The 25670-nt window shown below is 69.3% G+C and carries 22 protein-coding genes and 2 tRNA genes; 6 read left to right on the top strand and 18 right to left on the bottom strand.

Features of this window, described 5'->3' with window-relative positions:
- The first annotated feature begins 199 nt into the window (after nucleotides 1-199).
- The 4 genes from ACLQ2V_RS25970 to hppD all read left to right on the top strand — a co-directional run bounded on the left by ACLQ2V_RS25970 (nucleotide 200) and on the right by hppD (nucleotide 5312).
- On the top strand, nucleotides 200-1480 hold the full coding sequence (locus ACLQ2V_RS25970) for an MFS transporter (protein WP_425721196.1): 1281 nt from the start codon (nucleotides 200-202) through the stop codon (nucleotides 1478-1480).
- A gap of 148 nt (nucleotides 1481-1628) precedes the next feature.
- A complete protein-coding gene (locus ACLQ2V_RS25965; protein WP_425721195.1) occupies nucleotides 1629-3254 on the top strand; it encodes a hypothetical protein in 1626 nt (541 codons plus the stop codon).
- Between the two features lie 68 nt (nucleotides 3255-3322).
- Entirely contained in the window at nucleotides 3323-4162 is an 840-nt protein-coding gene (locus ACLQ2V_RS25960) for a phytanoyl-CoA dioxygenase family protein (protein WP_425721194.1), read from the top strand.
- Between the two features lie 79 nt (nucleotides 4163-4241).
- Entirely contained in the window at nucleotides 4242-5312 is a 1071-nt protein-coding gene (gene hppD / locus ACLQ2V_RS25955; RefSeq protein WP_425721193.1) for a 4-hydroxyphenylpyruvate dioxygenase, read from the top strand.
- A gap of 184 nt (nucleotides 5313-5496) precedes the next feature.
- Here hppD and ACLQ2V_RS25950 read toward each other — a convergent pair whose 3' ends face one another.
- The 12 genes from ACLQ2V_RS25950 to ACLQ2V_RS25895 all read right to left on the bottom strand — a co-directional run bounded on the left by ACLQ2V_RS25950 (nucleotide 5497) and on the right by ACLQ2V_RS25895 (nucleotide 16111).
- Nucleotides 5497-6606, bottom strand: a complete 1110-nt coding sequence (locus tag ACLQ2V_RS25950; protein WP_425721192.1) for an alpha/beta fold hydrolase — start codon at nucleotides 6604-6606, stop codon at nucleotides 5497-5499.
- A complete protein-coding gene (locus tag ACLQ2V_RS25945; RefSeq protein WP_425721191.1) occupies nucleotides 6603-7583 on the bottom strand; it encodes a phosphopantetheine-binding protein in 981 nt (326 codons plus the stop codon). The genes ACLQ2V_RS25950 and ACLQ2V_RS25945 overlap by 4 nt, the downstream gene beginning before the upstream one ends.
- 105 nt (nucleotides 7584-7688) lie before the next feature.
- Nucleotides 7689-8150 (bottom strand): HIT family protein, encoded by a 462-nt coding sequence (locus ACLQ2V_RS25940; RefSeq protein ID WP_425721190.1) that lies wholly within the window; start codon nucleotides 8148-8150, stop codon nucleotides 7689-7691.
- Nucleotides 8147-9157 carry a glycosyltransferase family 4 protein gene (locus ACLQ2V_RS25935; RefSeq protein WP_425721189.1) on the bottom strand — a complete coding sequence of 337 codons (1011 nt, stop codon included), beginning with the start codon at nucleotides 9155-9157 and terminating at the stop codon, nucleotides 8147-8149. The genes ACLQ2V_RS25940 and ACLQ2V_RS25935 overlap by 4 nt, the downstream gene beginning before the upstream one ends.
- Before the next feature lie 107 nt (nucleotides 9158-9264).
- The gene (locus ACLQ2V_RS25930; RefSeq protein ID WP_425721188.1) at nucleotides 9265-9789 is read right to left on the bottom strand and encodes a dCTP deaminase; all 525 of its coding nucleotides are present in this window, start codon (nucleotides 9787-9789) and stop codon (nucleotides 9265-9267) included.
- Nucleotides 9786-10418 carry a dCTP deaminase gene (dcd, locus tag ACLQ2V_RS25925; RefSeq protein ID WP_425721187.1) on the bottom strand — a complete coding sequence of 211 codons (633 nt, stop codon included), beginning with the start codon at nucleotides 10416-10418 and terminating at the stop codon, nucleotides 9786-9788. Before dcd ends, ACLQ2V_RS25930 begins: the two co-directional genes overlap by 4 nt.
- 37 nt (nucleotides 10419-10455) lie before the next feature.
- On the bottom strand, nucleotides 10456-11481 hold the full coding sequence (locus ACLQ2V_RS25920; RefSeq protein ID WP_425721186.1) for an HAD family hydrolase: 1026 nt from the start codon (nucleotides 11479-11481) through the stop codon (nucleotides 10456-10458).
- A 22-nt stretch (nucleotides 11482-11503) separates the two neighbouring features.
- The gene (locus ACLQ2V_RS25915; protein ID WP_425721185.1) at nucleotides 11504-13315 is read right to left on the bottom strand and encodes a non-ribosomal peptide synthetase; all 1812 of its coding nucleotides are present in this window, start codon (nucleotides 13313-13315) and stop codon (nucleotides 11504-11506) included.
- Nucleotides 13316-13380: 65 nt separating this feature from the next.
- The gene (locus tag ACLQ2V_RS25910; RefSeq protein WP_425721184.1) at nucleotides 13381-14253 is read right to left on the bottom strand and encodes a glycosyltransferase family 4 protein; all 873 of its coding nucleotides are present in this window, start codon (nucleotides 14251-14253) and stop codon (nucleotides 13381-13383) included.
- A gap of 376 nt (nucleotides 14254-14629) precedes the next feature.
- The gene (locus ACLQ2V_RS25905; RefSeq protein ID WP_425721183.1) at nucleotides 14630-15436 is read right to left on the bottom strand and encodes a sulfotransferase family protein; all 807 of its coding nucleotides are present in this window, start codon (nucleotides 15434-15436) and stop codon (nucleotides 14630-14632) included.
- Between the two features lie 324 nt (nucleotides 15437-15760).
- On the bottom strand, nucleotides 15761-15940 hold the full coding sequence (locus ACLQ2V_RS25900; RefSeq protein WP_425721182.1) for a hypothetical protein: 180 nt from the start codon (nucleotides 15938-15940) through the stop codon (nucleotides 15761-15763).
- 97 nt (nucleotides 15941-16037) lie between these two features.
- Nucleotides 16038-16111: transfer RNA gene (locus tag ACLQ2V_RS25895), tRNA-Ile, on the bottom strand.
- A gap of 234 nt (nucleotides 16112-16345) precedes the next feature.
- On the opposite strand from ACLQ2V_RS25895, the gene ACLQ2V_RS25890 reads away from it, so the two are divergent.
- A complete protein-coding gene (locus tag ACLQ2V_RS25890; protein ID WP_425721181.1) occupies nucleotides 16346-16549 on the top strand; it encodes an SDR family oxidoreductase in 204 nt (67 codons plus the stop codon).
- Nucleotides 16550-16651: 102 nt separating this feature from the next.
- Here ACLQ2V_RS25890 and ACLQ2V_RS25885 read toward each other — a convergent pair.
- A tRNA-Asn gene (locus ACLQ2V_RS25885) sits at nucleotides 16652-16727 on the bottom strand.
- Between the two features lie 283 nt (nucleotides 16728-17010).
- On the opposite strand from ACLQ2V_RS25885, the gene ACLQ2V_RS25880 reads away from it, so the two are divergent.
- Nucleotides 17011-17451 (top strand): hypothetical protein, encoded by a 441-nt coding sequence (locus ACLQ2V_RS25880; RefSeq protein WP_425721180.1) that lies wholly within the window; start codon nucleotides 17011-17013, stop codon nucleotides 17449-17451.
- Nucleotides 17452-17621: 170 nt separating this feature from the next.
- On the opposite strand, the gene ACLQ2V_RS25875 is transcribed toward ACLQ2V_RS25880, so the two are convergent.
- The 5 genes from ACLQ2V_RS25875 to ACLQ2V_RS25855 form a co-directional block, all read right to left on the bottom strand.
- Nucleotides 17622-18632, bottom strand: coding sequence for a sugar phosphate isomerase/epimerase family protein (locus tag ACLQ2V_RS25875; protein ID WP_425721179.1), 1011 nt, complete (start codon nucleotides 18630-18632; stop codon nucleotides 17622-17624).
- A gap of 298 nt (nucleotides 18633-18930) precedes the next feature.
- Nucleotides 18931-20634 (bottom strand): ThuA domain-containing protein, encoded by a 1704-nt coding sequence (locus ACLQ2V_RS25870; protein WP_425721178.1) that lies wholly within the window; start codon nucleotides 20632-20634, stop codon nucleotides 18931-18933.
- A gap of 82 nt (nucleotides 20635-20716) precedes the next feature.
- Complete coding sequence (locus tag ACLQ2V_RS25865; protein WP_425721177.1) at nucleotides 20717-23581, bottom strand: PQQ-dependent sugar dehydrogenase; 2865 nt, start codon at nucleotides 23579-23581, stop codon at nucleotides 20717-20719.
- Between the two features lie 175 nt (nucleotides 23582-23756).
- Nucleotides 23757-23906, bottom strand: a complete 150-nt coding sequence (locus ACLQ2V_RS25860) for a hypothetical protein (protein ID WP_425721176.1) — start codon at nucleotides 23904-23906, stop codon at nucleotides 23757-23759.
- 543 nt (nucleotides 23907-24449) lie between these two features.
- Nucleotides 24450-25670, bottom strand: coding sequence for a Gfo/Idh/MocA family protein (locus ACLQ2V_RS25855; protein ID WP_425721246.1), 1221 nt, complete (start codon nucleotides 25668-25670; stop codon nucleotides 24450-24452).

Genomic DNA, 25670 nt, shown 5'->3' with positions numbered 1-25670 from the left:
CGGTCCTGGTGGGTGCGGGAAGCGGTCGGCGGAAACGGGCCGGCCGAACGGACCCGCACCGAATCCAACCTCGACATCATCGCTAACGCATTTAAGAACGACGTTATCTTGACGATGCACTTCAGCGCATCAACCGACACGCCAGGTGACGCCACTAATTTACTTGCGTAATGTTGTATCCGATCGGCAGAATGGCCGCATGTTGCGCGACGTCCTACCCGCGAGACCCGAAGCCCGCCGGATGCTCGTCGGCACCATCTTCTCATCGTTGGGGCACGGGCTGACGCTGCCATTCCTCTTCATCTACCTCAGCGAGGTGCGGCACATCCCCAGCGGCATCGTCGGCCTGCTGATCGGCTGGTTCGGCCTGCTCACCCTCGTGGTGACACCGTTCGGCGGCACTCTCATCGACCGGCTCGGCGCGCGCCGCGTGGTGTTGCCGGCCCTGCTGTTGGAGGCGGCGGGGCTCGGTGCCATCGCCCTGGTCGGCACCGTGTGGCAGGCGTGGGCGGCGCTGACTCTGGCCGGTCTGGGCGGGGCCGTGATCTGGGCCGGGCAGAACACCATCATGACGTCCCTCACCGGCGAGTCGGAGCGACAGAAGATTTTCGGTTTCCAGTTCGCGCTGCTCAACCTGGGCATCGGGGTCGGCGCGGCCATTTCGGGATCCATCGTGGACGTCAATCGAGTCGAGACGTTCCAGTTCATCTACGTGCTCGACATGCTCTGTTACCTCGGCCCGTTTCTGATCCTGTTCAGCATGCCGACGGTGGGCCTCCGGCTGGTCGAGCGCGACCCGGCAGCCGGGACCAGGGAGAAGGGGTACGCCGAGGTGTGGGCGCATCGTCCGTTCCGGCGGTTCATGATGTTCAGCGTCCTGTTGACGGTCTCCGGGTACGCACAGTTCGAAGTCGGCTTCACCGGCTTCGCCACGAAGACCATCGGGGTGAGCCCGGCGGTGATCGGCTACTCCTTCACGGCCAACACCCTGGTCATCGTGCTGGCGCAACTGCTTGTCATCAAGCGATTGCAGGGGCGCAGCCGCAGTCGGGCGCTCGCGGGCGTCGGCGCGATCTTCGGCCTGGCCTGGCTGATCCTCGGTGCCACCGGGTACGTCGAAGGCACGAGTGCGGCGCTCAGCGCCGCCGGTGTGATCGCCTTCGGCGCGATCTTCGCAGTCGGCGAGACGCTGCTGGCACCGACCAACCCGGCTCTTGCGAACGCGCTCGCGACCGACGAGCTTCGCGGCCGGTACAACGCCCTCGCGTCGATGGCCTGGGGCATCTCCGGCATCATCGCCCCGGTGAGCGCCGGCCCGCTTCTTCAACTCGGGCTCGGCTGGCTGTGGATCATCCTGGTCGCCGCGGGTTGCCTGGGCGCATCGCTGCTGGCCCTGTCGCTGCGAGGGCTCATCACGGCCGAACAGGACGGACGAGCCGCAGAGACCACACCGACCAGGGTCGGTCCCGTGGCGGTGTGAGCAGCGCATGGCGGGTTGGTCAGGGGACGGGAGGCAGCGACGAGCGCAATCGCCAGCGTGCGGTGAATCTTCAGCATCCACAGTCGGCCCGCGACACCAGATCGTGCGAGGAATTCTGATGCATCAGAGGACGTCCACCACCGCACCCATGACCAGGGCGCAAAAGTTTCAGTGGCATCTGGAAAAGGGGATCGCCTCAGGGGTCCAGCCGCTGCCGACCTCGACGGCCGAGGCCGCCCGCTCCTTGGTCCGGGCCTTGGAGCAGCGATTCGAGATATTGCGCACCTCCATCGAGTCGATAGCGGGTGAACTGCGACAGAAATTGCATGAGTCGGGTTCGCCGCTACGCGTGGTCGATATTGCCGGTGAGGTGGACCTGCGGCCATGCATGGCGAGGCTCGCGGAAGATTTCCGGGTCCACAGGCTCGGCGCTGTCAACCAGCTTCTGGTGCAGTTCTACCTGCTGCGCAGCCATGACCGGAACTGGTTGGCGGTCGTGGCCGACAACGTCGCCATCGACGCCGGGTTCCACAGCGTGCTGGAGCAGGAGACGGCCGGGATCCTGGCCGGGTCGGCGCAGACCCAGTCGGCGCTCCCGACCGGGCTCGGCGGGATACAGCCGAGCGAGGCCGCTGCGCTGGAATCGAGCCCCAAGGGAAACCTGGAACGCGCGAAGGCGGCGGACTACCTCCGTCGTCACTACTCGGTCTCCCCGCCGAGGATGCACCCCAGCCGCCCCGGCGGTGACACGAACGAGGGGCGCTACCACCGGTGCACCCTCACGGTGCGCCGCGCCGACCGATTGTTCTCGCGCGTCATGGCCGAGACCGGGCTGCTTCCTTCCGCAGTGATCCTGGCCGCGTTCGCGCAGTTGATGTGCTGGCGCAGCGAGACCAGGGCATGTTCGGTCAACGTGTCGGTCGACAACCGCCACAATCGCGAGTTGCGCAGGGTGTGGTGCGCGACTGCCCAGCGGGCCCCGGTGGCGCTCGCATCGCACGGGGGCAAGCTGTTCGAGGCCGCCACGAACGTGCAGCGAAGGTTGGCTGAAGGACACCCCACATACGGCAGGTACGACCCCTTCGACCTGATCGAGGAGCGGGCCCGGGCCCAGCGCCGCAGGGGCATCTGTCTGAGCACCGATCTGGCCTTCAACTTCATTCCGCCCCCTCAGGGTTGGACCGTACTGACCGGGACGCTCGCCGGGGCGGCCGAGGACGGGACGGAGCTGGCGTCCGACGTCGTCTCAGCGACCACGGACGAGGTCTTCTATGAGTACGGAGCCAGCCTGTCAGTGCGGTGGAGCAGCCCTCAGTCCGCCCAGCTGTCGATCCATGGCGACTCATCCGTCATCACGCCCTCCCAGTGCGAAAGCCTGCTGCGCGGCATCGAGCTGACGTTGAGGCTTGTGGCGGCAGACGGCGACTGCGCGGTGGACGAGGTGGCCAGAAAGGTCGATCTGCACAAGGTGCCGCGATCTGCCGCCGAACAGCAGATCGACGGGCAGTGGATCGACCACGACAGGATCAAGAGCCGGTTGCGCAACCTCGACGAGGTGGACGACGTGGTGACCACCGCCGATCGGGACCCCGCCACCGGCGCGTCGAGGCTGACAGCACGAGTGGTGGTGGCCGCCGGGTCCACGCTGACCCCCGCTGACCTACGCGAGGAGCTCCTCAAAGCGATCGAGACGAACGAACTCCTCGTCGCCCCTGACTGGTACGAGATCGTCGCTGGGCCTACCACAGAGGTCCGCGCGAACGGTGGGGCATGACCCTTGTCACCGGCGGTTCCACCTGGTCACCAACCTCAGCCCGAGGGATTTCGACGATTGGAGTTCACATGGGGGTCACGAAGGCAGAACCGGGCCTGACCCGGGAGGAGATCGACACCTTCTGGTCGGAGGGGTACCTGGTCGTGCGGGGGGTGTTGACGGCGGATGAGGCGAAGCACTTCGCCAGCCTGGTCTTGGACCTGCTCCCGCCCGACCTGAGCATTCCCGACCACTGGGAGTCCTTCGACGGCCGGATCAAACCCTTCCACGCTGCGGGGGATCAGACCTTCGACGGCCCGGAGATCATCCCGCTCTACCAGAACGAACGCCTCTACACGGTGATGGCGCAGCTACTGCAGTCTCCTCGGCTGCTCGTCAGGGACGGCTCACTGGCGATCACGATACGCAACGACACCCGGCATGAGAGCGAACTGAGCCAGCAGCTCCATCTCGACCCTGCGGTTCCCGAGGATGTGGACGAGTTCCTGTTCACCCTGCAAGAGACCGAAATCGGCGGATGCTTCTACTTCACCGACGTCGAGCCCCACGGCGGCGGTATCCACGTCGTGCCGGGCGGGCATCGCATTGTCGAGGAAGAGGCCAGGGCCGCCCCGCGCGGCCGCCAGTTGCACGACAAGTGGCGAAACATCTCCCATCTCGAGACCGTCGAGGTGACCGGGGCTGCCGGCGATTTCGTGCTGATGCACCACCTGATGCCGCACGCCGCGTCACACAACCGCCGGTCCTTGACCCGCGTCGTCCAGTTTCTTCGATACGCGAGGGATGACCAGCCGTACCAGGCCGGCGAGCGGCCGGGTGATCGCCCGACCGATCGCGGCTACGACGAAGCGCAGCTCGCGGCGATGACCCCACTGGGCCGGAAGTTGCTGGGGGTGGACCGCTGGTAGCCGGGCGGCTACGAAATTTCCCTTGTCCGGTCCTACCAAGAGAGGCGGAAATGGCATGGAATCCTCGTGCGCAGGCGCTGTGATCGATGACTTCGAGCTGGACTACGTGGAGATTTATGTCCAGGACATGTCCGCACAGGCTGCGGTATGGCGCGACCACTACGGCTTCGATGAAGTGGCGATCGGCGGCTCACCCCAGCAGGGGTTCCGCTCGGTGCTCCTCAGGCAGGGGGCCATAGACCTGGTGTTGACCGAGGCGACGGACGCGCGACACCCGGCCGCATCCTACGTACTGGCGCACGGTGACGGCGTCGCCGACATCGCGTTGCGCACCGCCGACGTGCGGAAGGCGTTCGCCCAGGTCATCGAGCGAGGTGCCTGCGCGCTCGCCGAGCCTCGGGAACACGAGACCGACGATGTCGTGCTCAGTGCCAGCGTCTCCGGCTTCGACGATGTCGTACACACGCTGGTCCAGCGGCGAGGCTCGGGCAGAGGGCTCCCCCCAGGCTTCCGGCCGCTCCCCCAGGCGGGCGGGCCTGCCGAGCATGAGCACGTCGGCGAGGCGCGGCTCGCCGAGATCGACCACTTCGCCGTCTGCTTGAAGGTCGGGCAGTTGGACCCGACGGTCGACTACTACAAGGCGACGTTCGGTTTCCGTGAGACCTTCGAAGAGCGTATCGCGGTGGGCGCTCAGGCAATGCTCTCGAAAGTCGTCCAGAGCCAGACCGGCGCGGTTACCTTCACCTTGATCCAGCCTGATCCGAGCGCCGATCAGGGGCAGATTGACGAATTTCTGAAAGAGCACGACGGTGCCGGCGTCCAACACATCGCCTTCGGCACCGACAATGTCGTCGAGGCCGTCAGGACGCTGTCCCGCAACGGGGTGGAATTCCTCACGACCCCCGACGCCTACTACGGACGACTCAGCGACCGCGTGTCAACGGGCGAGCACACGCTCAACGAGCTGCGCGAACTCAACATCCTGGTCGACGAGGATCACGGGGGTCAGCTCTTCCAGATATTCACACGATCAATGCACGAGCGGCGCACGATCTTCTTCGAGGTCATCGAACGGCGTGGAGCAGAAACCTTCGGCAGCTCCAACATCAAGGCTCTCTACGAGGCCGTGGAGATGGACTTGACCCGCTGATCACCGAGGCGCGCCGGGTCCGGTCCGGGGTCGGGCTTGTCGAAGTCCTGGCCCCAGGACCGGACACGGCGCGCGCTTGAGCAGGCGGGTCACGGCGGCACGACGGCCCGCGACAGGTCGCTGTCGAACCGGCGGGGCCGGATCGGACCTGACTTGTCGACGGTGACGTTGCCCGGGTGACCCGTCAGCTCGGTGGAGGTGCCGGGGCGGCGGCCTCCCGCCGGTTGTGGGAGCCGGCGGTGTCGGCGTCTTCCGCCTCTCGGTCCGCGGCGTGCATCGCTTTCGCCATAGCCGCCATCACGGCGGGGTTGCCGGGAACATCAAGGTGATCGCACCCGAAGGTTTCGAAGGTGGTCGTGGGCGCCAGCACATCCGGCCAGTACGAGAGCGCGAGGTCCCCGTCCTCCCCCTGAGGAAGCAGCACGGTGACCGGAGTCCCGACCGGCGTCGGCGGGGGCTTGTACCGCGTCAGGGCGTAGAAGTTGGAGACGAACATCCGCGCCCGCGCGATGACCTCCTCGACGTACTCCTCGGCGACCTCCTTGCCACCTGCCCTCAGCTCGGCGAACAGCGCGCTGGCGACCGGGGGGCCGCTGTAGTCCGCCAGCCCCTCCGACGCGGCGATGTGGGCGACCCTGTCGGTGAGGAGTTCGTCGAAGTCGGGCTGGTACGGCCCCTGCGGCTGCGTCGACGGGCTGAGCATGGTCACGCTTCGCACTGGCCAGCCGATCCCGATCAACTCACGGGCGACCTCCATCGCGTAGACGGCGCCGGTGCAGTAGCCGGCGAGATGCACCGGCTCGGCCGTGCGCCACTGCCCTATCTCGTGGGTGATGTCCTCGACGACCTCTTCCAGGCTGCGCAGCGGCTCGCCGTCGCCGGGCAGCAGGCCGCGAAACTCGAGCCCATAAACCCGGCGGCCGAAGATGGGCTCCGTGAGCCTGTCGTTGACCGCCGGGTTTCCGTGGGCGCCGGGAATGAACAACAGCGGGGCGCCGTCGCCGTCCAGGCACAGGGGCAGGATGCGCGATCGCAGGCCGGCGGAGCCCGACCGGATCGCCGAGCAGAGACTCCGTACGGTGGGATTCTCATAGACGAGCTGCACGCTGACCTCACGCCCGAACGCGTCAGACAGCTGCGAGGCATACGTCGCAGCGTCGATCACGGAGGCCCCGGTGGCGAAGAAGTCCTCGTCGACATCCAGCGGCGGACGGCCCATCACGCTGTACCACTGGGCGGAAACTACTGCCTGGATGAGCTGGTGTGGGTCCGGCGGGTGAACGACGGCAGTCACGGTGTTCCTCTCTCGGGCTCTCTCGGCAGGCCGCTCTCGGCCTCGGCAAGAAATTCCTCGATGCTGTCACGAAGTTTGTCGGTCGCGCCGATGCTGCGAATTGTTGTCTGATCCGGATAGGCACCGGAGGCGATCACGTCGCCACGAGACAGCACGAGTGTGGGTGGCAGGCCGTCGAGCGGCACTGCGGTGCCGGCGGCCACGGTGTTCGCGGCGGCGACGCGCAGGCGTACCGCCATCGCGTTGAAGACCGCACCGGACATCGTGCGTCCTGAGCTCGACAAGGCCTTTCGCAACGACTCGAGACTGTCGAGTTCGACTCCGGCGGGGACGAGTGACCCCGCCGAAGACCGGATATGGCCCGCGAGGGCTTCCTCGAAGCTCGTCGGCTCGGGCGTCGCCGGATCGACCAGCACCAGTGCGGGGATCGTCCATCCCTCGGCGCGTAGCGCATGGGCGGCGGCGGCCGCGAAGACACAGCCCACGCCGACGCCGGAGAGGTGCACCGTCCTCGTCGACGACCAGACAGCCAACATCCGGACCCAGTCCCGCGTCATGTCCTCGATCGACAGCAACGGCTTGCCGACGCCCAACAGCCCCTTGCTGCGTACCCCCAGCACCGGCCTCTGGAGCCCGGTGCTGATCGCGCGCAACGCTGCCGGGTCGCCCTGCTCGTCGGGAAACATGATGAGGGGGGTGGCGGTTCCGTCCGCGAGCGACAGGAGCCGGCCATGCGCCGAGACCTGGTTGGCGCGCAGCCATTCGACCAGACCCGCGACGGTGGGCGCCTCGAAGATGGTTCTGAGAGGCACTGCCACGCCGTACAGTGCCGACAGCCGCGACGCCAGGCGGGCGGCACCCAGCGACGATCCTCCGCTGTCGAAGAAGTCCTGGCGGGGATGCTCCGGTGTGCCACCGACAACCACGCTCCATTCGGCGGCCACCTCGGCGGCTGTTCTGGCGTCGCTTTCAGTCACATCTTGTCCGATCTCTGTGCGGAAACAACGGGTGGGCAAAGAAAGGATGATTCCGGCTTCGCGGCAACGCGTCGTCGCCGAAGCGGATCCGGGGTGGCGACGGCGCTAATGGGCCGGCGTCGGCATGAACAGGCGCGCGCGGATCGCCTGGAGCGTGTCCAGCGGGACCGGCGACGCGGTCCAGGGCCGGTGCAGGTGATCGCCGGTCGCCCTCGGGACCACATGGACGTGCAAGTGGAAGACATCCTGCCAACCGGCGTCGCGATTCGCCTGGAACAGCGTCATGCCGTCCGGCCGCAGCACCTCCTCGATCCGCCGGGCCACGCGGTGTACCGTGCGGGTGACCGCCGCCCACTCATCCGGCGCGATCTCCCACAGATCGGCTCGGTGGGTCTTCGGGACAACCAAGGTGTGCCCCGGCGTCACCGCCGTGATGTCCAGGAACGCCAGCGTCGATCCGTCCTCGTACACGACGGCTGTGGGCTGCGTCCGGGCCACGATCGCGCAGAAGACGCATCCGCTCTCCCCGCGCTCGGGCCTGTCGGCCGGTGCGTCTGGTCGCCTCATCGCCCGGCACCGCCCCGACGAGCAGTCGGCGCCCGTGCCACCAGGTCGGCCGAGAGCTTGCGCAGTGCCGAGGCCGTCGCCGACAGCGGGAACCGTGCGCTGTTGGCCCGGCCCGCCTCGCGCGTCTCGGCGAGCAACGCCGGGTTCGCTCGAAGCTTCTCGACGAGCACCGCCACCCTGCCGGCGTCGCTGAAGTCGACCCGGAACCCGCTGTCGAGCAGCACCTCGGAGAGTCCGGGCACGGCCTGGAAGGCGACGGGCAGACCGCAGGCCTGCGCCTCGACGGCCACGAGGCCGAATGCCTCCAGCTTGACGGAGGGGACGATGAGCAGGTCGTGCCGGGCGAATTCCTGCCAGAGCGCGGGGCGCGTCAACCAGCCCAGATAGCGCACCCCGCAGAGGGCGCCGTCGCCGGCCAGCAGGGCGTACTCGGCGGCCGGGGCGGCGACGGAGAGTACGACGCCGTCCAGGCCGGCGACGGTGCTCAGGACGGATCCGGTCGCCTTCTCGGCGGTGAGCCGTCCGGCATACAGGATCCGCAGCTTGCCCGGGGATTCCCGGCCGGGCTCCCCCCCGGATCCGAGCAGCTCGTCGGGAACGCCCCAGGGAATGTGGACGATCCGCTTCGGCAGCCCGTCGACCAACGGCACCAGGCGGTCCGCCATGGCCAGGGTGGGCACGACGACGGCGTCCGCCGTATTCACCGTGCGGCGCAGCACCTCGGCCTGCGCGGCGTAGGTCTCGGCGTACAGGAGGTCCGTGCCGTGGACGATCGCGACCTGCGGAAGGTGAGGGAATGCGTGTTGCAGCGCGGGGGTAGCGCCGAAAGCGAGGTGCTGCAGGTGCACGACGTGATAGTCGGCGGCGGCGAAGCGCTCCCGAAGGGCTGCGCTCAGCGCGGCCGTGTATGACCAGAATGCCGCCCCGTCGAGCGCCTTACCGGCGACCGGCAGGACCACCGGCCCGCCCTCCGGTGCCGCCGGGTGCCCGTCCGCTGCCGTCAGCATGAACACGTCTGAGGGGATCTGCGGCGGCGTGCCGAGATAGAGGTCGTGGAGGAGTTCGACACTGCCGCCAGGGGTGCCGTACGGTAGATCGATTCCCGTAATTACTTTCACTGCAGCTCCTCGTACAGCCGCGACATGTCGATGCCGGAACTGGACATGTATTTGAACCCCATGTCCTGATAGCTGGCGTGCTCGCCCACGGTCTTCAGGAAGATAATCTTGCCGAAGGTCATTCGGGGATAGATTCGTACGCGGCGCACCGTGCATATTTCCAGGGTCCACCGGATTGCGTGGCCCACGTGTCCCAGCGGGGCCGAGACGTGCACCCAGACACCGAGGGCACCGAGGGTCCGGTCACCGTTGATGAATTGCGCGTACCGATCGGAGCGGGTTCGCTCGTACGTGACGCCGAGGTAGAGGCGCCCCGGAAGCAACAGCATTCCGTCGGGTGGGATCGTCAGCTCGGTGTATTCCGTCGGGCGTCTCGCGTCGAGATCGGTGTCGCACAACCGAATGGTGTCGCCCAGCCGCCAGTCGTACGCGTTGGGAGACACCCTGGCCGAATCGAACGGATCGATGCCGATGTCTCCGGCCTCGACAGCTCGCAGAATTTCCGGCCCGGTGAGGATCATGTCGTCACCAGCTTCGTCGTGTCCCGCCAGTATCGAGATTCCTGCGGTCCGGACGCCTGCTGATACTTGCCGGAGTACAGCTCGATGTCGCCGTAGGACCGGAAGAACATGATTTGGCCGATCTTCATCCCGGGGTACACCCTGAGCGGTCGGACCGGCGCCAGCATCAACGTCCACTGCCCGTGAAAACCGATGTCACCGATCGGCGCGGTGATCTCCACGAAGAGCCCCAGCCTGCCGACCGAGGATCGGCCGAACAGCAGTGGCACATAGTAGTCGGATCCGACCTCCTCCATCGTGTGCCCCAGATACAACTCGCCCGGCTGCAACACGAAGCCGTCCGGGTCCATTGTGGTTGTCCGAGTGGGATTCGGCGCATGGGCGTCGATGACGTCAGTATCATAGGTGAGCAGCGTGCGGCCGAGACGCACGTTGTAGCTGTTCGGGTTCACCTGCTCCGGCTCGAAGGGCGAGATCACGATCTTGCCCTTGGCTGTCGAGGCCACGATCTCCGGTCCGGTGAGTATCATGCGATCTCCGCCATCGACATGTCCGGCCAGTACGTGACGATTCCCGACGCGTTCAGCCTTCCGAAGACGGGCGGTCGACTGCCCGGCACGGCGGGCCACCCGCTCACCTCCGTGGCGCGCACATCCTCATCCGAAATCAGGGCAGGGGTTGGTCGCAGCTGCGTGGCGCCTCCTCTTCTTGCGCGGTCGAACCGAGGCGTAGACGTGTTTCTGGGCAACGTATCCCCCCACAAAACGTAGCGAGCGATGCAGATGTCAAATTGCCCTGCAGACCATCGGTTGGTGTACAGCGGTGCATCATGAGCGGGCGAGACCCCGTGGGCGTCCTTGCCGGGGAGATGATCGACTCCAGCGCGATCGCCAGCCCGTCGCTGTCACACGAACTCGTCACCTCGTTCGCGACTTCCTTGAGGAGCGCCGGGGCGTCTCCCATGGCAATGCCCCGCATCGCCCAGCGCAGCATCTCCACGTCGTTCAGGTGATCGCCGACGGCGACCGTGTCACTCCCTGCGACCTTGAGGGCGACGCGGAGAGCCTCCAGCGCCGCTGCCTTGGAGACGCCGCGCGGCCCGATCTCCACCGCCTCCGCGTCCCCGGTGGTGTCCGCGACGCAGTCGAAGCCCAGGTCGTCGGCGATCCGCGCCAGCCGCGCAGGGTTCTCTGCGGCGTGGACGATCAGCCGGCTGGCGCCGCAGAGACCGAGCTGGGACCACGGAACCACGAGCACGTCACCCGGCAACTCGCCCGGGGGGAAGCTCGCGGTGGCCCGGATGCCTCCCGCGCCCGGCAGCTCGACCGCGACCGCACCGCCGGGCCATTCCCGACCGATGATCGCCAAGAGCGCCCGCGGGTCGAAGGCCGCGTGGGCGACCACCGCATATCGATCGGCTCTGGCCGGGTCGAGGCGAAGCGTCACCGCACCGTTGGAGCACACAACGAATTCGCCGGCGAGGCCCAGCGCGACGGTCACCGGCACCGTCGCCGCGGGTGACCGCCCGGTGGCCAGCACCACATGGTGACCCGCCGAACGCACCGCCCGGACCGCCGCGTGCACCCGAGGCGAGATCGTGACTCCGTCGTCCCTGACGGTGGTGCCGTCCACATCGAGCGCGATCAACAGCCGAGTCGAGTACCCACCGCCATCTGCGTATTCCATCTTCATCAGAGGCCCCCGTGAGATTCAGTTATCTGGTCGCGCCGCCCGCCGCTGCCACCGCCCCGGCAAGTTGACGGACGGTGGGGTGCTGGAACACGTCCTTCACCGATACCCGACGGCCGGTGGCAAGCTCCACGGCTGTCGCCAGGTGCACCGCCGAAATCGAATCACCGCCGAGCTCGAAGAAGTTGTCGTCGAGGTCGACGTCGTCTAGGTCCAACGTCTCGCACCAGGTGGTCACCAGCAGGGTCTCCAACTCGCTGAGCGGATCCACTGGGCGGTCGATGGGCGATCCACGCTCGATCTTCGGCACCGGCAGCCGAGACTGGTCCAGCTTGAGATTGTTCGTCAGCGGAATGCCGGAGATGACGGTCAGAGTGGCGGGGTGTTGGTACCTCGGCAGAATCTCCCGGATGTGGGCGCGCACCGCCGCGACCAGTTGCTGGCGATCGTCGTCAAGCCGCGTCGGCACCACGTACGCGTCGAGACGCTTGTCACCGGCACCGTTCTCTCTGGCGATGAGCACCGCATCCCGCACATCCGGGTGGCGGGTGAGGGCCGCCTCTATCTCTCCCGGCTCGATCCGGTAGCCGCGCACCTTTATCTGCCGGTCGAGGCGGCCCAGAAAGTGGATCGCGCCGTCGTCGCCGAGCCGGACCAGATCACCCGTGCGGTAGCGACGCGCCTGGGGTCCCCCGGTCGGATCCGGGACGAAGCGCTCCGCAGTCGCCGCAGGGCGGTCGAGGTAGCCCCGCGCCACCCCGCGGCCACCGATGTACAACTCACCGGCAGCCCCGTCGGGCACCGGCTGACCAGCCGCGTCGAGAATGCGGACATGGACGTGAAGAATCGGTCGGCCGATGGGTATCTGTGCGGCGGCCCCCGTCCCGGCCCGCACCGCCTGGAAGGTGGCGAACCCAGTGGCCTCCGTCGGGCCGTAGAGGTGAATCAGCGTGCCGCGGAAGGCTTCCGCCGCCCGGACACCGAGTTCGGACCGGACTGACTCCCCGCCGAACAGGAGAGTGTGCACTCGGGTCAGAGCACGAAAGTGTCGGGGCTCCAGCAGCCGGAACACGGGGCTGGTCAGGTGCAGGATGGAGACGGCGTCCCGGTCCACCTGCTCGACGAGGGTGGACATGTCGTCACCGGCGAACGAGTAGAGGACGCACGTCGCACCGTTGGTCAACGGCGCCCACACCTCGAAGGTGGAAGCGTCGAACGCCAACGTGGCCAGCGCCGCGACGCGGTCGTCGGGGGTGACGGTCACGTAGTTCTGCGCCGTGACCAGGTTGACCACGCCGCCGTGCGTCGCGAGCACGCCCTTGGGTGTGCCGGTCGACCCTGACGTGTAGCTGACGTAGGCGAGACTGTCAGCAGCCGAGACGGTGGGAAGGTTCTCCGTCGGCCACGGGTCGAGCGAGTCAGGGTCATCGAGGAGCACAGTCGACACGTCATGCTGCGCAAAGAGGGACGCCAGTCGGCGCTGAGAGACGACGACCGGGGGCGCGCTGTCGCCGATCATGAGCGCCAGTCGTTCGGCGGGATAACCCGGATCCAGTGGAACGTACGCGCCACCAGCTTTGAGAATGGCGAGGAGGCCCACCAACATGTCGGCCGACCGGTCGACGCTGATGCCTACCAGCGTCTCGTGGCCGACGCCCAGCGCCCGTAGCCGCCAGGCCACCTGGTTCGCCCGACGGTTCAGTTCGGCGTACGTCAGGCTCTCCGCGCCCGCGACGACCGCCACCCTGTCGGGGGCGGCCTGCGCATGCTGCTCGAACAGGGCATGAACGGCAGCTCCCGGTCGGGGGGCATGCAGCCCGTCGTTTCGCTGGTCCACCAGGTGCCTCCCTCTTCTCCTACGCCGATGCGGCCGAGGCACCACCACCTCGTGGCCTCGGTTTCTCAGTCGATGCGAACTTCGGAACAGGAAGAAGCGGCTTCCTGTTGCCTGGCGGTGAAACCCTCGAGCAGGCGACCGGCCACGTGCCACCAGGACGACGCCTCGGCGTTCCTGCGCGCCTTCTCGCCCATCGACCTGGCGGTCTGCGGATCGGACAGGGCGAGCATCGCCTCGAACAGCGCCGAGGGATCATGAGGATCCACGACGAACGCTCCGTCATTCAGCATCTCGAAAGCCCCGCCCCGGTTGGTCGCCACCACCGGCAGCCCCGCCGAGGCGGCTTCGAGGTATGCGATGCCGGCCGCGTCGAAGAGGCTCGGCAGGACGAAGCAGGTGGCGGTGGCGTAAAGGCGATCCAAGCGGCGCTGCGCCGCAGCGTTCTCCCGGGGCAGGAAGCCGTGGCTCACGACGCCCGGCCTGGCCACCGGAGGGTGGGAGCCCACCAGGTCCAACGACGCGGCGGGGACCCGCTCGCGCACCATGTCGAATGTCCTCAGCACGGTGGCGCCGTTCTTCCGCCGCCAGTCTGCACCGACGAACAGGAACCTCGGCGTGGACCAGTCACGGTCCCCGCCGGCCGCGTCGGCACGCGGTCGATGCCCCATGCCCACGACGGCGATCTTCTCCGCAGGAACGCCATAGTCCGCCATGAAGGACCTGGCCGCCCAATGGGTGCTCACGCAGCAGAGCGTGGCGGCTCTGCTCGCTGACCTCTGGCAGGCGATCGACCTGGCGAGCATGCCGGCTGGAATCTTCGCCTGGCTGACGTCGGAATCCGGTTCGCGGTGCTGCTGCGCCATCGTCGCATCGTCGAAAGTGATGCTCGGAACCCGCGACCCCACAACCTGCGAGACATCGTACAGCTCGGCTCCCATGGTTATCACGGCGTCTAGCGGGAGCGCCTTTGACAACCGTTTGGTCAATGCCTTTGCGCGGGCCCATCGGCTGATTCCCGTGCGGGCCGCGTTCTCGCCCCGCTTTCCGGTGGCCCTGGACAACACGGCGACGGCTGCCCGCATCCCGCGCGGCACGGGCGCGCCTATGGAAACTATCTCCGCGCCGTGTGCGGAGAGCCCCGAGGCGAGGCCGTCTGGTATCCCGGACCAATTTGCGGGTGACACCGCGTCGGGCGCAGGATAGATAAGCGCAATTCTCATCTCACCTTCCCCTCCCTCTTTTCCGACCGGGACGAACCGAACGAGTAGCCGGCGATCCGCGGGTGGCGCCTCCGAGAGCGAACTCCAGGCGCCGTCAAAGGTCGTAGCCGCAGGCTGCGGCGGCCATGCGGACGTCATCGTCGTCGAGCAGCGCGCGTAGCGATGGCGGCAGCGCGTTCCAGTCGGCGGGCGTCCGAGGGGAGTCACCATTGGGGCCGGTGATGTGGATCTTGCGTTTGAACACGTCCGGGTCGAACTTCGCGGGATCCAGCGACGTGTGCGCGCCGATCATCTTCATGGCCATCGCCGGATCGGCGGTGAGATCCTCATACCGCAGGCGCAACACCGGCGGCGACATCTCCGCCGTGCTGTGCAGGAAGCTCTCCGTGATGCGCAGCCAATCCTGCATCGCCAGCTCGGTCTTCCGCCGGTTCCACCACTGGGACTGGCGTTCCCAGAGGTCAAGGCTGCGCAGCACATCGCGCGGGTCGCGGACCAGTTGGATGACGACCGCGCCGGGGAACAAGTGGTGCATCGCGCACGCCTCGGGCAGCCCGTAGCGAACTTCCTTGATGCCCCAGATGGACTTCCCCTGCGCGGCGGCCCGGTCCGCGAACAACGTGGTCAGGAACTGCCGCAGCGCCTCGTCGATCCACTCGACCTCCGGCGTCAGGTTGGCCATGAAGCTCTGGTATCCACCATCCTCGAATTCGTTGCGCGCCTCCATCCCGTCCTCTTCGGCCCAGACCTTCATCCGGGACACTGCTGCGAGGAGGGGGCGGAGCTGACCGGCGTGTTCGCCCCAGATCAGGACATCTGGATGCGACGAGAGCAGCCGCTGCACCAGCGTGCTGCCGCATCGTTGCCCCGACGCGAGAACGAGAACCGGACTGTTCGCCACGGGGGTCACCTCCAAGAGAAAATGGCAGCCTGATTGACGCCTGCCGACGCCTGTGGCGCACAGGAAGGCCAACCAGACCGAAGCGAACTCTAGCATCGGCTGCAGATTTTCTCAGTCCCGGCAGTGGCGACTGTAGATATTTCACAGCACCCGAAGCAGGCGCGATGAGTCCGAGCGACAGCTCACCGGGCACAACTGCGACCGGCCTCTGGGTGTCTTGACGGCCGAGTCCCGGCAAAGTCGTGACGGTCCCTGACTTGCCGTTCCAGGGCGGAAGCGCCGTTGTTGGCGACAGCAAGACGGGCATGACTGTTCGAAAGATCATCACGCTTCCTGCGCCATGCTGATCGCCGAAGTGCGTGATGCCCCGCGCTGCCGCCACTGCTGATCTCGCCCCCGGCCCGCGCGCAGATCACCCGGTTCGCGCCGCTGCTCGACCAGATCGACGAAGCGCGGGGCACCATGACCACCGCCGAGGCCCGGCACTGCCAACGCGAGCCGCACGCGGGCAGGCCTGCCTCTCGCAGCCGGCGGTGCGAGGCCCCGTCCCGGGACGGATGGGCGCTGGCCGACCCGCCTGCGCGCATCGTGGTGCGGACGGTGGGGCGGACGGGACTCGAACCCGTGACCGAGGGATTATGAGTCCCCTGCTCTAACCCGCTGAGCTACCGCCCCGCTACCGCGCGGGGATCCTAACCCGCCCGGCCGATCGCGGGCCAGCGCGAAACGGCGTCGCCCGGCAACCCGAAAACCGAGGGATACGTAACAGTCCAACACGATGAGCTACGCGAGAATAACAGTGCGACAGCCCGCTACGCCCGCCGGCCGGCGGTAGCGCGACCTCGTCACCATCGCCGGACGTAAACGGCCAGCGCAGGTGACCACCGGTCAACCGGCGACGCCCAGGCGTTGCGTGCCGACCACCGCGAGCAGGCGCAGCGCCCAGGTCGCCGCCGTCCGGGCCACGTCGGGCGGCGGCGCGATCGTGAACAACTCCAGCGCCGGCAGGCCGAGCCCGACGGGATCGCCGAGGCCGCCGCGTGGCTGCTCAGCGACCGCGCCTCCTTCGTGACCGGCACGGTCCTGCGCGTGGACGGCGGCTCCGGGGCCTGAGCAAGCGCCGAGGCCTGGGGAAACGACGGGGCCTGAGCAAGCTGCGGGGCCCGTGGAAACGGTGACGCCCGCCGGCTAGGCCGACGGGCGCTGGATGGATCTTGGCTCCCCCGTTTGGACTCGAACCAAAAACCTGCCGGTTAACAGCCGGCTGCTCTGCCAATTGAGCTACGGGGGACCGCTCGCCGCTGGGAAGCGGATCTCTCCGACGCCCGGCGACGGCACAAGAGTACAGGATTCCCGGGGGGTTTGGTCCAGGGGGTTACCCGCCGGGTCGGTCGGCCGGACGCGACGCAGCGAGATCCGAAAACCGGATATTTCGTCATCACCGCACAAGCAGGTATGAGCGCGGTGGAGGATGGGTAGTTAGCTGCCGACAGAGGACGTAGGCGCGAGATTCGTCGCCACGGGGGTTCACCCCCGGGGAGGCGACGGGAGCGTCAGGTACGGAAGGAGCCGCCATGCGCGGAAAGATCATGTTTCTTGGCGGGCTGGCTGCGGGCTTCGTCCTGGGCGCCCGTGCCGGCCGGGAGAAGTACGAAGAGCTGGTCGTGCGGGGCCGCAAGGTGCTCGACCACCCGACCGTCCAGGAGGCGGCCGGGGTCGCGCAGGCCCAGGCCACTCGGCTCTACAGCGAGGGCAAGGACAAGATCGGCCAGACCAAGCTGGGTGAGAAGCTGAGCACCGGCACCAACGGCAGCGACAGCAAGTCGGAGCTGACCTCCGCCGACAAGCCGTTCGCCGGCACGCCGGCCACGGTCGGCGCGAAGTCGGGCGGCACCTCGTCCGGCACCGGCTCGACGGCGTCGTCGACCAGCTCGACCTCGTCGACCAGCGCCACCCCGAGCAGCACCGTTCGCCCCAAGCCCTCCGGCACGGGGACCAACGGCAGCACCATCTGATCGACCGTACGACAACGGGCCGGCCGCCTTCGGGCGACCGGCCCGCGTGCTGTCCGCCCCCGCCGGGGCGCGGGCAGGGCGACGGGTACGACGAAGCCACCGCCCGCGCCCGGAGCGGGGCTCGGCGGGGCTCAGCGGGTCGGTGCCGCCCTCGCTGCGGGCTCGGCGGGTCAGTCCCGGTTGCTGCTGAACGCGGCGTCGAACGCGGCCGACGGGGCGTCGAAGGCCAGCCCTCGGACGAACTTCAGCGCCTCGGGCGCGCCGACGAGGCGGTCCATGCCGGCGTCCTCCCACTCGATGGAGATGGGGCCCGCGTACCCGATGGTGTTGAGCGCGCGGAAGCAGTCCTCCCAGGGCACGTCGCCGTGGCCGGTGGAGACGAAGTCCCAGCCCCGGCGCAGGTCGGCCCAGGGCAGGTGGGAGGCGAGCCGGCCGCGCCGGCCGTCGCCGGTGCGGACCTTCGCGTCCTTGCAGTCGACGTGGTAGATCCGGTCGGCGAAGTCGAGGATGAAGTTGACCGGGTCCAGCTCCTGCCAGACGAAGTGCGACGGGTCCCAGTTCAGCCCGAACGCGGGTCGGTGCCCGATCGCCTCCAGCGCCCGCTTCGTGGTCCAGTAGTCGTAGGCGATCTCGCTGGGGTGGACCTCGTGGGCGAAGCGGACCCCCACCTCGTCGAAGACGTCGAGGATCGGGTTCCACCGGTCGGCGAAGTCGGCGTAGCCGCGCTCGATCATCGCCGGGGGCACCGGCGGGAACATCGCCAGGGTGTGCCAGATCGACGAGCCGGTGAAGCCGACGACCGTCTGCACGCCCAGCTTCGCCGCCGCGCGGGCGGTGTCCTTGATCTCCTCGGCGGCCCGTCGGCGCACCCCCTCGGGCTCGCCGTCGCCCCAGATCCGGGCGGGCAGGATGTCCTGGTGCCGCTCGTCGATGGGGTGGTCGCAGACCGCCTGGCCGACGAGGTGGTTGGAGATGGCGAAGACCTGCAGGTTGTGCTTGGCCAGGGTCTCCCGTTTGCGGTCGACGTACGACTCGTCGGCGAGCGCCTTGTCGACCTCGAAGTGGTCGCCCCAGCAGGCGATCTCCAGCCCGTCGTAGCCCCACTCGGCGGCGAGCCGGCAGACCTCGTCGAACGGAAGGTCGGCCCACTGGCCGGTGAAGAGCGTGATGGGTCGCGCCATGTGTCCTACTCCCCTGCGGTGATGGGGGGATTCCTGGTGCGGGCCGGGGCGAGGGGTGGCCGGCGGGGCGGTGCGGTGGCGGGCGTGCCGGGTGGCCGGTGGGCGCGGGTGGGCGCCGGACCCGGCGGGTTGCGCCTCCCGCCGGGTCACCGGCCACCACGGACGATCGCCGATCTCACTCTAGGACCGCCCCGACCGGTTAGGAAGGGCCCACCGGGCGTACGGCCGCCGCCACGACAGGGGTCACCGCGCGTACGGCCGCCGCCATGGCGGGGTTATCGGCCGCAGACAGAACGCGTTACGGCAGGGTCCACTTCTGGTTGGCGGCGGCGGTGCAGCTCCACAGGTGCACCACCGTGCTGTCGGCGGAGTTGTTGCCGGCCACGTCGAGGCACTTGCCCGATCCGCCGTTGCGCAGCGTCCCGTCCGGCTGCGGCGACCAGGTCTGCGCCCCGCTGCCGTTGCACGTCCAGAGTTGGATCTTCGTGCCGTTGGCGGTGCCCGCCCCGGAGACGTCCAGGCACTTGCCCAGCGCCTTCACCGGACCGCCGCCGGAAGCCACCGTCCAGCTCTGCGCGGCGGTGCCGTTGCAGCCGTAGATCTGCACCTGCGTGCCGTCGGCGCTCGCGCCGCCGCGTACGTCGAGGCACTTGCCGGCCAGGCCCCGGATCGGGCCGGTGCGGGTGGGCGGGGGCGTGCCGCCCAGTTCCTTGATCCGGATGTGGCGGAACGCGGCGTCGTCGCCGGTGCCGTGGTTCTGGATGCCGATGTGTCCGGCCAGGGAGCGGGCCGGGTCGGTGTTGGTGAAGTCGTTGATCTTCACCCCGTTGAGCAGGACCTGCAGCCGCTCCCCCTCGACCAGCAGCTCGTAGGTGTTCCACTCCCCCGGCGGGTTGAGCGCGGCGTCGCGGGCGGCGAGGTCGGCGGACTTGAAGCCGTACACCGAGCCGGTGGTGCGGTCGGCGGCGTCGGTGGGGTCGATCTGCACCTCGTAGCCGTTGCTCACGGCGGAGTTCGGGTCGGTCGACGGCGGGAAGCCGATGAAGACCCCGGAGTTGTCGTCGCCGGCGAGCTTCCAGTCCAGCTTCAGCGAGTAGTTGGTGAACTGCTTCGCGTTGTACCAGTACAGGCCCATCCCGCCGACGGAGGTGAGGGTGGCGTCGGCGTTGGTGAAGCTGCCCGGCCCGGCCTGGGACCAGCCGGCGGTGCTGCCGTCGTAGAGGTTGGTGTAGCCGGTCTCGGGCCGGCAGTCGGCCTTGGCGCGGCCGGCCGCGTACCGGATGCCGCCGAGCAGGTGCGCGCGGAAGGCCGGCTCGGCGTACGACGACTGGGTGTGCCCGCCGCCGGTGTAGAAGGACCGGCCGCCGCTGGCGGTCTTGCACCAGGCGTGCGGGTGGTCGGCGCCCATCGCCCCGCCGGAGTAGCTGGACTCGTCGAGGGTCGCCAGCACGTGCGCGGTGGAGCGGGCGTTGGTGCGGTAGTCGTACCACTCGTCGGTGCGCGGCCAGGACTGCGGCAGGTGGGCGGTGGCGGCGTGGGCCCGGTCCTCGACCTTGACGGTGGCCTGCTGGGTGGCCGGGTGGGAGGCGAACCACGCGCCGACCAGGTTGCCGTAGAAGGGCCAGTCGTACTCGGTGTCGGCGGCGGCGTGCACGCCCACGTAGCCGCCGCCGGCGCCGATGTAGGACTCGAAGACCGTCTGCTGGGTGGCGTCGAGCACGTCGCCGGTGGTGTTGAGGAAGATCACCGCCTCGTACCGGGCGAGGTTGCCGGTGGTGAACGCGGCGGCGTCCTCGGTGGCCGTGACGGTGAAGTTGTTGGCCGCGCCGAGGTCGCGCACGGCCTGGGTGCCCACGGCGATGGAGTCGTGCCGGAACCCTGCGGTCTTGGAGAAGACCAGCACGTCGTACGGGGTGTCGGCGGCCGACGCGGGGACGGTGCAGGCGAGGCCGGCGAGGGCCGCGGTGGCCGCGCCGAGGACGGGACGGAGGAGTCTGCGCATGTCGCTCTCCTGGGGCTTTGGCGAAAGGTTGGGGGCGCCCCCGGTGCAACAAGCTGCACCGGGGGCGGCGCTGGCCCACCGGTCAGGGCAGGGTCCACTTCTGGTTGGCGGCGGCGGTGCAGCTCCACAGGTGCACCACCGTGCTGTCGGCGGAGTTGTTCTCGGCGACGTCCAGGCACTTGCCCGACGCGGGGTTGCGCAGGGTCCCGTCGGCCTGCGCCGACCAGCTCTGCGCGCCGGTGCCGTTGCACGTCCAGAGCTGGATCTTCGTGCCGTCGGCGGTGGCCGCCCCGGAGACGTCCAGGCACTTGCCCAGCGCCTGCACCGGGCCGCCGCCGGAGGTGACGGTCCAGCTCTGCGCGGCGGTGCCGTTGCAGCCGTAGATCTGCACCTGCGTGCCGTCGGCGCTCGCGCCGCCGCGCACGTCCAGGCACTTGCCGGCCAGGCCCCGGATCGGGCCGGTCCGCTGCGCGCCGGTGTTCAGGGTGAACGCGTCCAGGTCGTAGAGCGCCCCGGAGCCGCCGGCGAAGGTGAGGTAGAGGGTGGTGGTGCCGGCGGGCGGGCCGGCGACCGTCGCGGTGACGGTGGTGAAGGTCTCCCAGGAGCCGGTGACCGGCACGGTGGCCGAGCCGAGGACGGTCCCGGTGGCGGAGCCGGCGCGCACCTGGAGGGTGCCGCCCGCCCCGGCGGAGGAGACCCGGGCGCTGAACGAGGTGACGTTGCCGAGCTGGTACGGCTGGAACGCGATCCAGTCGCCGTTCTCGATGTTGCCGACGGTCTTGCCGCCCTCGGCGGTGGTCTTGTCGTGGGTGGCGATGCCGGCGGAGGTCTTGTAGTGCTCGGCCTGCCGGTGGCGGGGTTGCAGGGTGTGCTGGGTGTGGGTGGTCAGGCCGCCGGAGTCGGTGTACTCGGCGTCGAAGATGGCGAAGATGTTCGCCGCGTCGTCGTGCTCGCCGTCGACGGGGATGGCGATGGAGCCGGTGCAGCCGGTCTTCGAGGTGATCTGGTGGCCGTGCTGGTCGTGGCCGAGCACGTAGGTCATCTTGACCTTGGTGCAGTCGATCGTGGTGTCCTCGGGGTCGGTGACGGTGATGCTGAACGGCACGGTGTCGCCGAAGGAGAAGAGCTTGCCGTTGCCGGGGCTGTTCACGGTCACCGTCGGGGCGGTGTTGCCCACGGTGATGGTGACGCCGGCGCTGCCGGTGGCGCCCTGCGGGTCCCGCACGGTCAGCGTGGCGGTGTACGTGCCCTTCGTGGCGTACGTCTTCGTGGGGTTGGCGGCGGTGGAGGTGGTGCCGTCGCCGAACGCCCACGCGTAGGTCAGCGCCCCGTCGTCGGGGTCCGACGACCCGGCCGAGGAGAACGCCACGGTCAACGGGGCGGGGCCCGAGGTGCGGTTCGCGCCGGCCCGCGCGATGGGGGCCCGGTTGCCGGCGCCGATGTGGTCGAAGCGGTAGAGGGCGGAGTTGGCGTCGCCGTTGAAGTAGCCGGTGCCGTAGTCGAGGACGTAGTACGCGCCGTCCGGGCCGAAGGCCGAGTCCATCACCTGCTTGCCGGTCCAGGGGAACGCCTCGATGGTGCCGGGCGAGCCGTCGGAGTTGACGTGGATGGGCTTGATCCAGCCCCGGCCGAACTCGGTGGCGAAGAACTGCCCGTCGAAGGACTGCGGGAACTTCGTGGTGGAGGTGGAGGCGGCGTCGTACCGGTAGACCGGCCCGGCCATCGGGGACTCGGAGCCGGTGCCGAACTGCGGCGGGGTGCCGGCGTCGCCGCCGTACCGGATCCAGGAGGGCAAGGCGCGCGGCAGCTTGCTCAGGCCGGTGTTGCGGAACGAGTTGTTGGTGGGCCCGCCGGCGCAGTCGTACTTGGCCCCGGTCGTCCCGGTGGCGAAGTCCCACTCGTTGTACGTCTCGGCGGTGGTGTTGGTGCCGGTGCAGTACGGCCAGCCGTAGTTGCCGGGGCCGGTGACCCGGTTGAACTCGACCTGCCCGCTGGGGCCCCGGTTGGCGTTGGTGGCACCGGCGTCGGGCCCGTAGTCGCCGACGTAGACGACGCCGGTGGCCTTGTCGATGCTCATCCGGAACGGGTTGCGGAAGCCCATCGCGTAGATCTCGGGGCGGGTCTTCGCGGTGCCGGGGGCGAAGAGGTTCCCGGTGGGGACCGTGTACGACCCGTTCGCGGCGACCTTGATGCGCAGGATCTTGCCGCGCAGGTCGTTGGTGTTGCCGGCGCTGCGCTGCGCGTCGTACGCGGGGTTGCGGTTGGTCCGCTCGTCGATGGGTGCGTAGCCGGCGGAGTCGAAGGGGTTGCTGTCGTCGCCGGTGGAGAGGTAGAGGTTGCCGGCGGCGTCGAAGTCGATGTCCCCGCCGACGTGGCAGCACATGCCCCGGGTGGCCGGGACGTCCAGCACGTCGATCTTGCTGGCCTGGTTGAGGGTGAAGTCGGCGTTGACGGTGAAGCGGGAGAGCCGGTTGACGCCCTCCCAGGCGGAGAAGTCGGTGCCGGTGGCGGGGGCGTCCCCGGCGGGGGTGGAGAGCGGCGGGGCGTAGTAGAGGTAGATGTGCCGGTTGGTGGCGAAGTTCGGGTCGACGCCGACGCCCTGCAACCCTTCCTCGTCGTGGTTGTAGACGGCCAGGGTGCCGACGACCTTGGTGGTGCCGGCGGAGTCGGTGCGGCGCAGGGTGCCGTCGCGGGCGGTGTGCAGGACCGACCGGTCCGGCAGCACGGCCATCGAGATCGGCTCGCCGACCTCGGCGACGCCGCGCGCCAACTCGACCTGTTGGAAGTCGCTGGGGGTGATGACGTGGGCGGCCGCCGGGGCGGGGCCGCCGAGGCCGGTGGGGCCGACGCCGGGGCCGATCGCGCCCGCGGCGACCGCGAGCAGCAGCGCCGAGGCGGCGGTGCTCCACCGTCGGGTGCGCTGGCTGGGGGTGTCCCTGTTGGACATGGTTGGGCAGTCCCTTCCTGACGACTGGCTGCCAGGGCGGGGCGCGCGCCGTCGCGCCGCGATGCCGTAGCGGGGGTGGTGGGGCTACCCCCCGGACATTAACGCTCGTCAATGATGACTGTCCATACCTTCTGACTGATCAGGCTGAACTTTCGCTCGTTGTGGCAAAAGTGGTTCAGCGCGCCAGTCCGGCCAGCTCCAGCAGCAGCGCCTTGACCTCGGTGGCGGCCACCGCCGGCGGGGCCACCGCCGGGTCGGAGCAGAGCAGCACGGGGCGGGCGTCGTCGAGTCGGTGGTAGTAGGTGAACCAGACACCCGTACGCATGGTGCTCCCTCCCGAGCGCCGGGCACCGGCCGTGCGGTGCTCGGCGGACAGCGGTCGAATTCGTGCGTGCTGGGCCCCGTCCGGCCGCCCGAGGAGGGGCCGCTCCGGCGGCGAAGACGGCGACGACGCCACCGGACGGGTCCCGGTGCGGGCGGGACGGACGGGGCTGGCAGGCAGGGCCGGTTCGGCGTCCCGTCCCTGCCTCCCCCGCGTGCGAAGTGCGGCGGTGCGGATGGTGCCGGTGCTGCGTGGTGCCGGTGGTGCGTGGTGCGGGCCCTCCGGTGCGGCCGGGGAATCCCGGTCCGGCCGCACCGGACGGCCGTCCTGCTTCGCGCGACGCCGGGTGCGGACCCGTCGTCGCACGCCCTCCGGGGCGACCCCGTCCCCGCCGCGGGGCGCAACCGCGGCGGTTCCCTCGCCGGTCGGCCCGGAAGCCTCTCGGGCGGTGGCGGCGACCCGCGCCGCCGCCGCGTCGGCACGCCGGCGGCGGACGCCGCCGGCCCGGCCGGCGGTGGTGACGCGCGCCACCGCCACCGGCCGCGCTCAGGCGGGTACCGCCGCCAGCGTCGGTTCCACCTGCGCCCAGAGCGAGCCCAGCTCCGCCGACCGGGTCACCGCGTCCAGCACGAGCTGGACCTGCAACCCGTCGGCGAACGAGGGCGTCGGGTCGACGCCGGTGGCGACCGCCTCGACGAAGTCGCGCGCCTGGTGGGTGAAGGTGTGTTCGTAGCCGATCAGGTGGCCCGGGGGCCACCAGGCCGACATGTACGGGTGCTCCTGTTCGGTCATCAGGATGCGGGTGAAGCCCTGCTCGGCCGTGGGCCGGGTGGCGTCGTAGAACTCCAGTTCGTTGAGGCGTTCCAGGTCGAAGGCGACGGTGCCGAGCGAACCGTTGATCTCCACCCGGAGCGAGTTCTTGCGCCCGGTGGCGAAGCGGCTCGCCTCGTACGTGGCCAACGCCCCGCCGTCGAGGCGGGCGACGAAGACCGCCGCGTCGTCGACCGTCACCGGGCCGGTGGCCGGGCCCTGGCCGTCGACCGGCACCGGGCCCCGGCCGTCGACGGGGGCGACGCCGTCGGCGGCATGCGCGGCCAGGCCGTGCGACTGCGCCGGCAGCGGACGCTCCTTGACGAAGGTCTCGGTGACCGCGCTGACCCCGGTGATCCGCTGCCCGGTCACGAACTGGGTGAGGTCGATGATGTGCGCGCCGACGTCGCCCAGCGCGCCGGAGCCCGCCCTGTCCCGCTGCAACCGCCAGACCAGCGGGAACTGCGGATCCACGATCCAGTCCTGCAGGTACGCCGCCCGGACGTGCCGGATGACGCCGAGGCGGCCCTCGGCGACCAGCCGCCGCATCATGGCCACGGCGGGAACCCGACGGTAGTTGAACCCGCACATCGACCGGGCCCCCGACGCCTGCGCGACGGCCGCGGCGGCGGCCATCGACCGGGCCTCGGCCACCGTGTTGGCCAGCGGCTTCTCGCAGAGCACGTGCTTGCCGGCGGCGAGCGCGGCGAGCGCGATCTCGGCGTGGCTGTCCCCCGGCGTGCAGATGTCGACCACGTCGACCTCGTCGGAGGCCACCAGGTGCCGCCAGTCCGTGGTGTGCGCCGCCCAGCCGAGCCGCCCGGCGGCGTCGGCCACCTTGGCGGCGTCCCGGCCGCAGAGCATCGTCATCCGCACCTGCGCCGGCAGGTCGTAGACCCGGTTGACGGTGCGCCACGCCTGCGAGTGCGCGGCACCCATGAAGGCGTAGCCGACCAT

Source organism: Micromonospora sp. DT233 (assembly GCF_049841815.1).
In the GTDB taxonomy this organism is placed as follows: Bacteria; Actinomycetota; Actinomycetes; order Mycobacteriales; family Micromonosporaceae; genus Micromonospora.
The sequence above is the reverse complement of the archived record's forward strand: the minus strand, read 5'-3'. Positions and strand labels throughout refer to the sequence as shown.

Bases quoted from the DNA above. Each gene is read 5' to 3' on its own strand.
- ACLQ2V_RS25970 (WP_425721196.1), top strand. From the start codon at position 200: ATGTTGCGCGACGTCCTACCCGCGAGACCCGAAGCCCGCCGGATGCTC.
- ACLQ2V_RS25965 (WP_425721195.1), top strand. From the start codon at position 1,629: ATGACCAGGGCGCAAAAGTTTCAGTGGCATCTGGAAAAGGGGATCGCC.
- ACLQ2V_RS25960 (WP_425721194.1), top strand. From the start codon at position 3,323: ATGGGGGTCACGAAGGCAGAACCGGGCCTGACCCGGGAGGAGATCGAC.
- ACLQ2V_RS25940 (WP_425721190.1), bottom strand. From the start codon at position 8,150: ATGAGGCGACCAGACGCACCGGCCGACAGGCCCGAGCGCGGGGAGAGC.
- ACLQ2V_RS25935 (WP_425721189.1), bottom strand. From the start codon at position 9,157: ATGCTGACGGCAGCGGACGGGCACCCGGCGGCACCGGAGGGCGGGCCG.
- ACLQ2V_RS25930 (WP_425721188.1), bottom strand. From the start codon at position 9,789: ATGATCCTCACCGGGCCGGAAATTCTGCGAGCTGTCGAGGCCGGAGAC.
- ACLQ2V_RS25920 (WP_425721186.1), bottom strand. From the start codon at position 11,481: ATGAAGATGGAATACGCAGATGGCGGTGGGTACTCGACTCGGCTGTTG.
- ACLQ2V_RS25910 (WP_425721184.1), bottom strand. From the start codon at position 14,253: ATGGGAGCCGAGCTGTACGATGTCTCGCAGGTTGTGGGGTCGCGGGTT.
- ACLQ2V_RS25880 (WP_425721180.1), top strand. From the start codon at position 17,011: ATGCGCGGAAAGATCATGTTTCTTGGCGGGCTGGCTGCGGGCTTCGTC.
- ACLQ2V_RS25875 (WP_425721179.1), bottom strand. From the start codon at position 18,632: ATGGCGCGACCCATCACGCTCTTCACCGGCCAGTGGGCCGACCTTCCG.
- ACLQ2V_RS25870 (WP_425721178.1), bottom strand. From the start codon at position 20,634: ATGCGCAGACTCCTCCGTCCCGTCCTCGGCGCGGCCACCGCGGCCCTC.
- ACLQ2V_RS25865 (WP_425721177.1), bottom strand. From the start codon at position 23,581: ATGTCCAACAGGGACACCCCCAGCCAGCGCACCCGACGGTGGAGCACC.
- ACLQ2V_RS25860 (WP_425721176.1), bottom strand. From the start codon at position 23,906: ATGCGTACGGGTGTCTGGTTCACCTACTACCACCGACTCGACGACGCC.
- ACLQ2V_RS25855 (WP_425721246.1), bottom strand. From the start codon at position 25,670: ATGGTCGGCTACGCCTTCATGGGTGCCGCGCACTCGCAGGCGTGGCGC.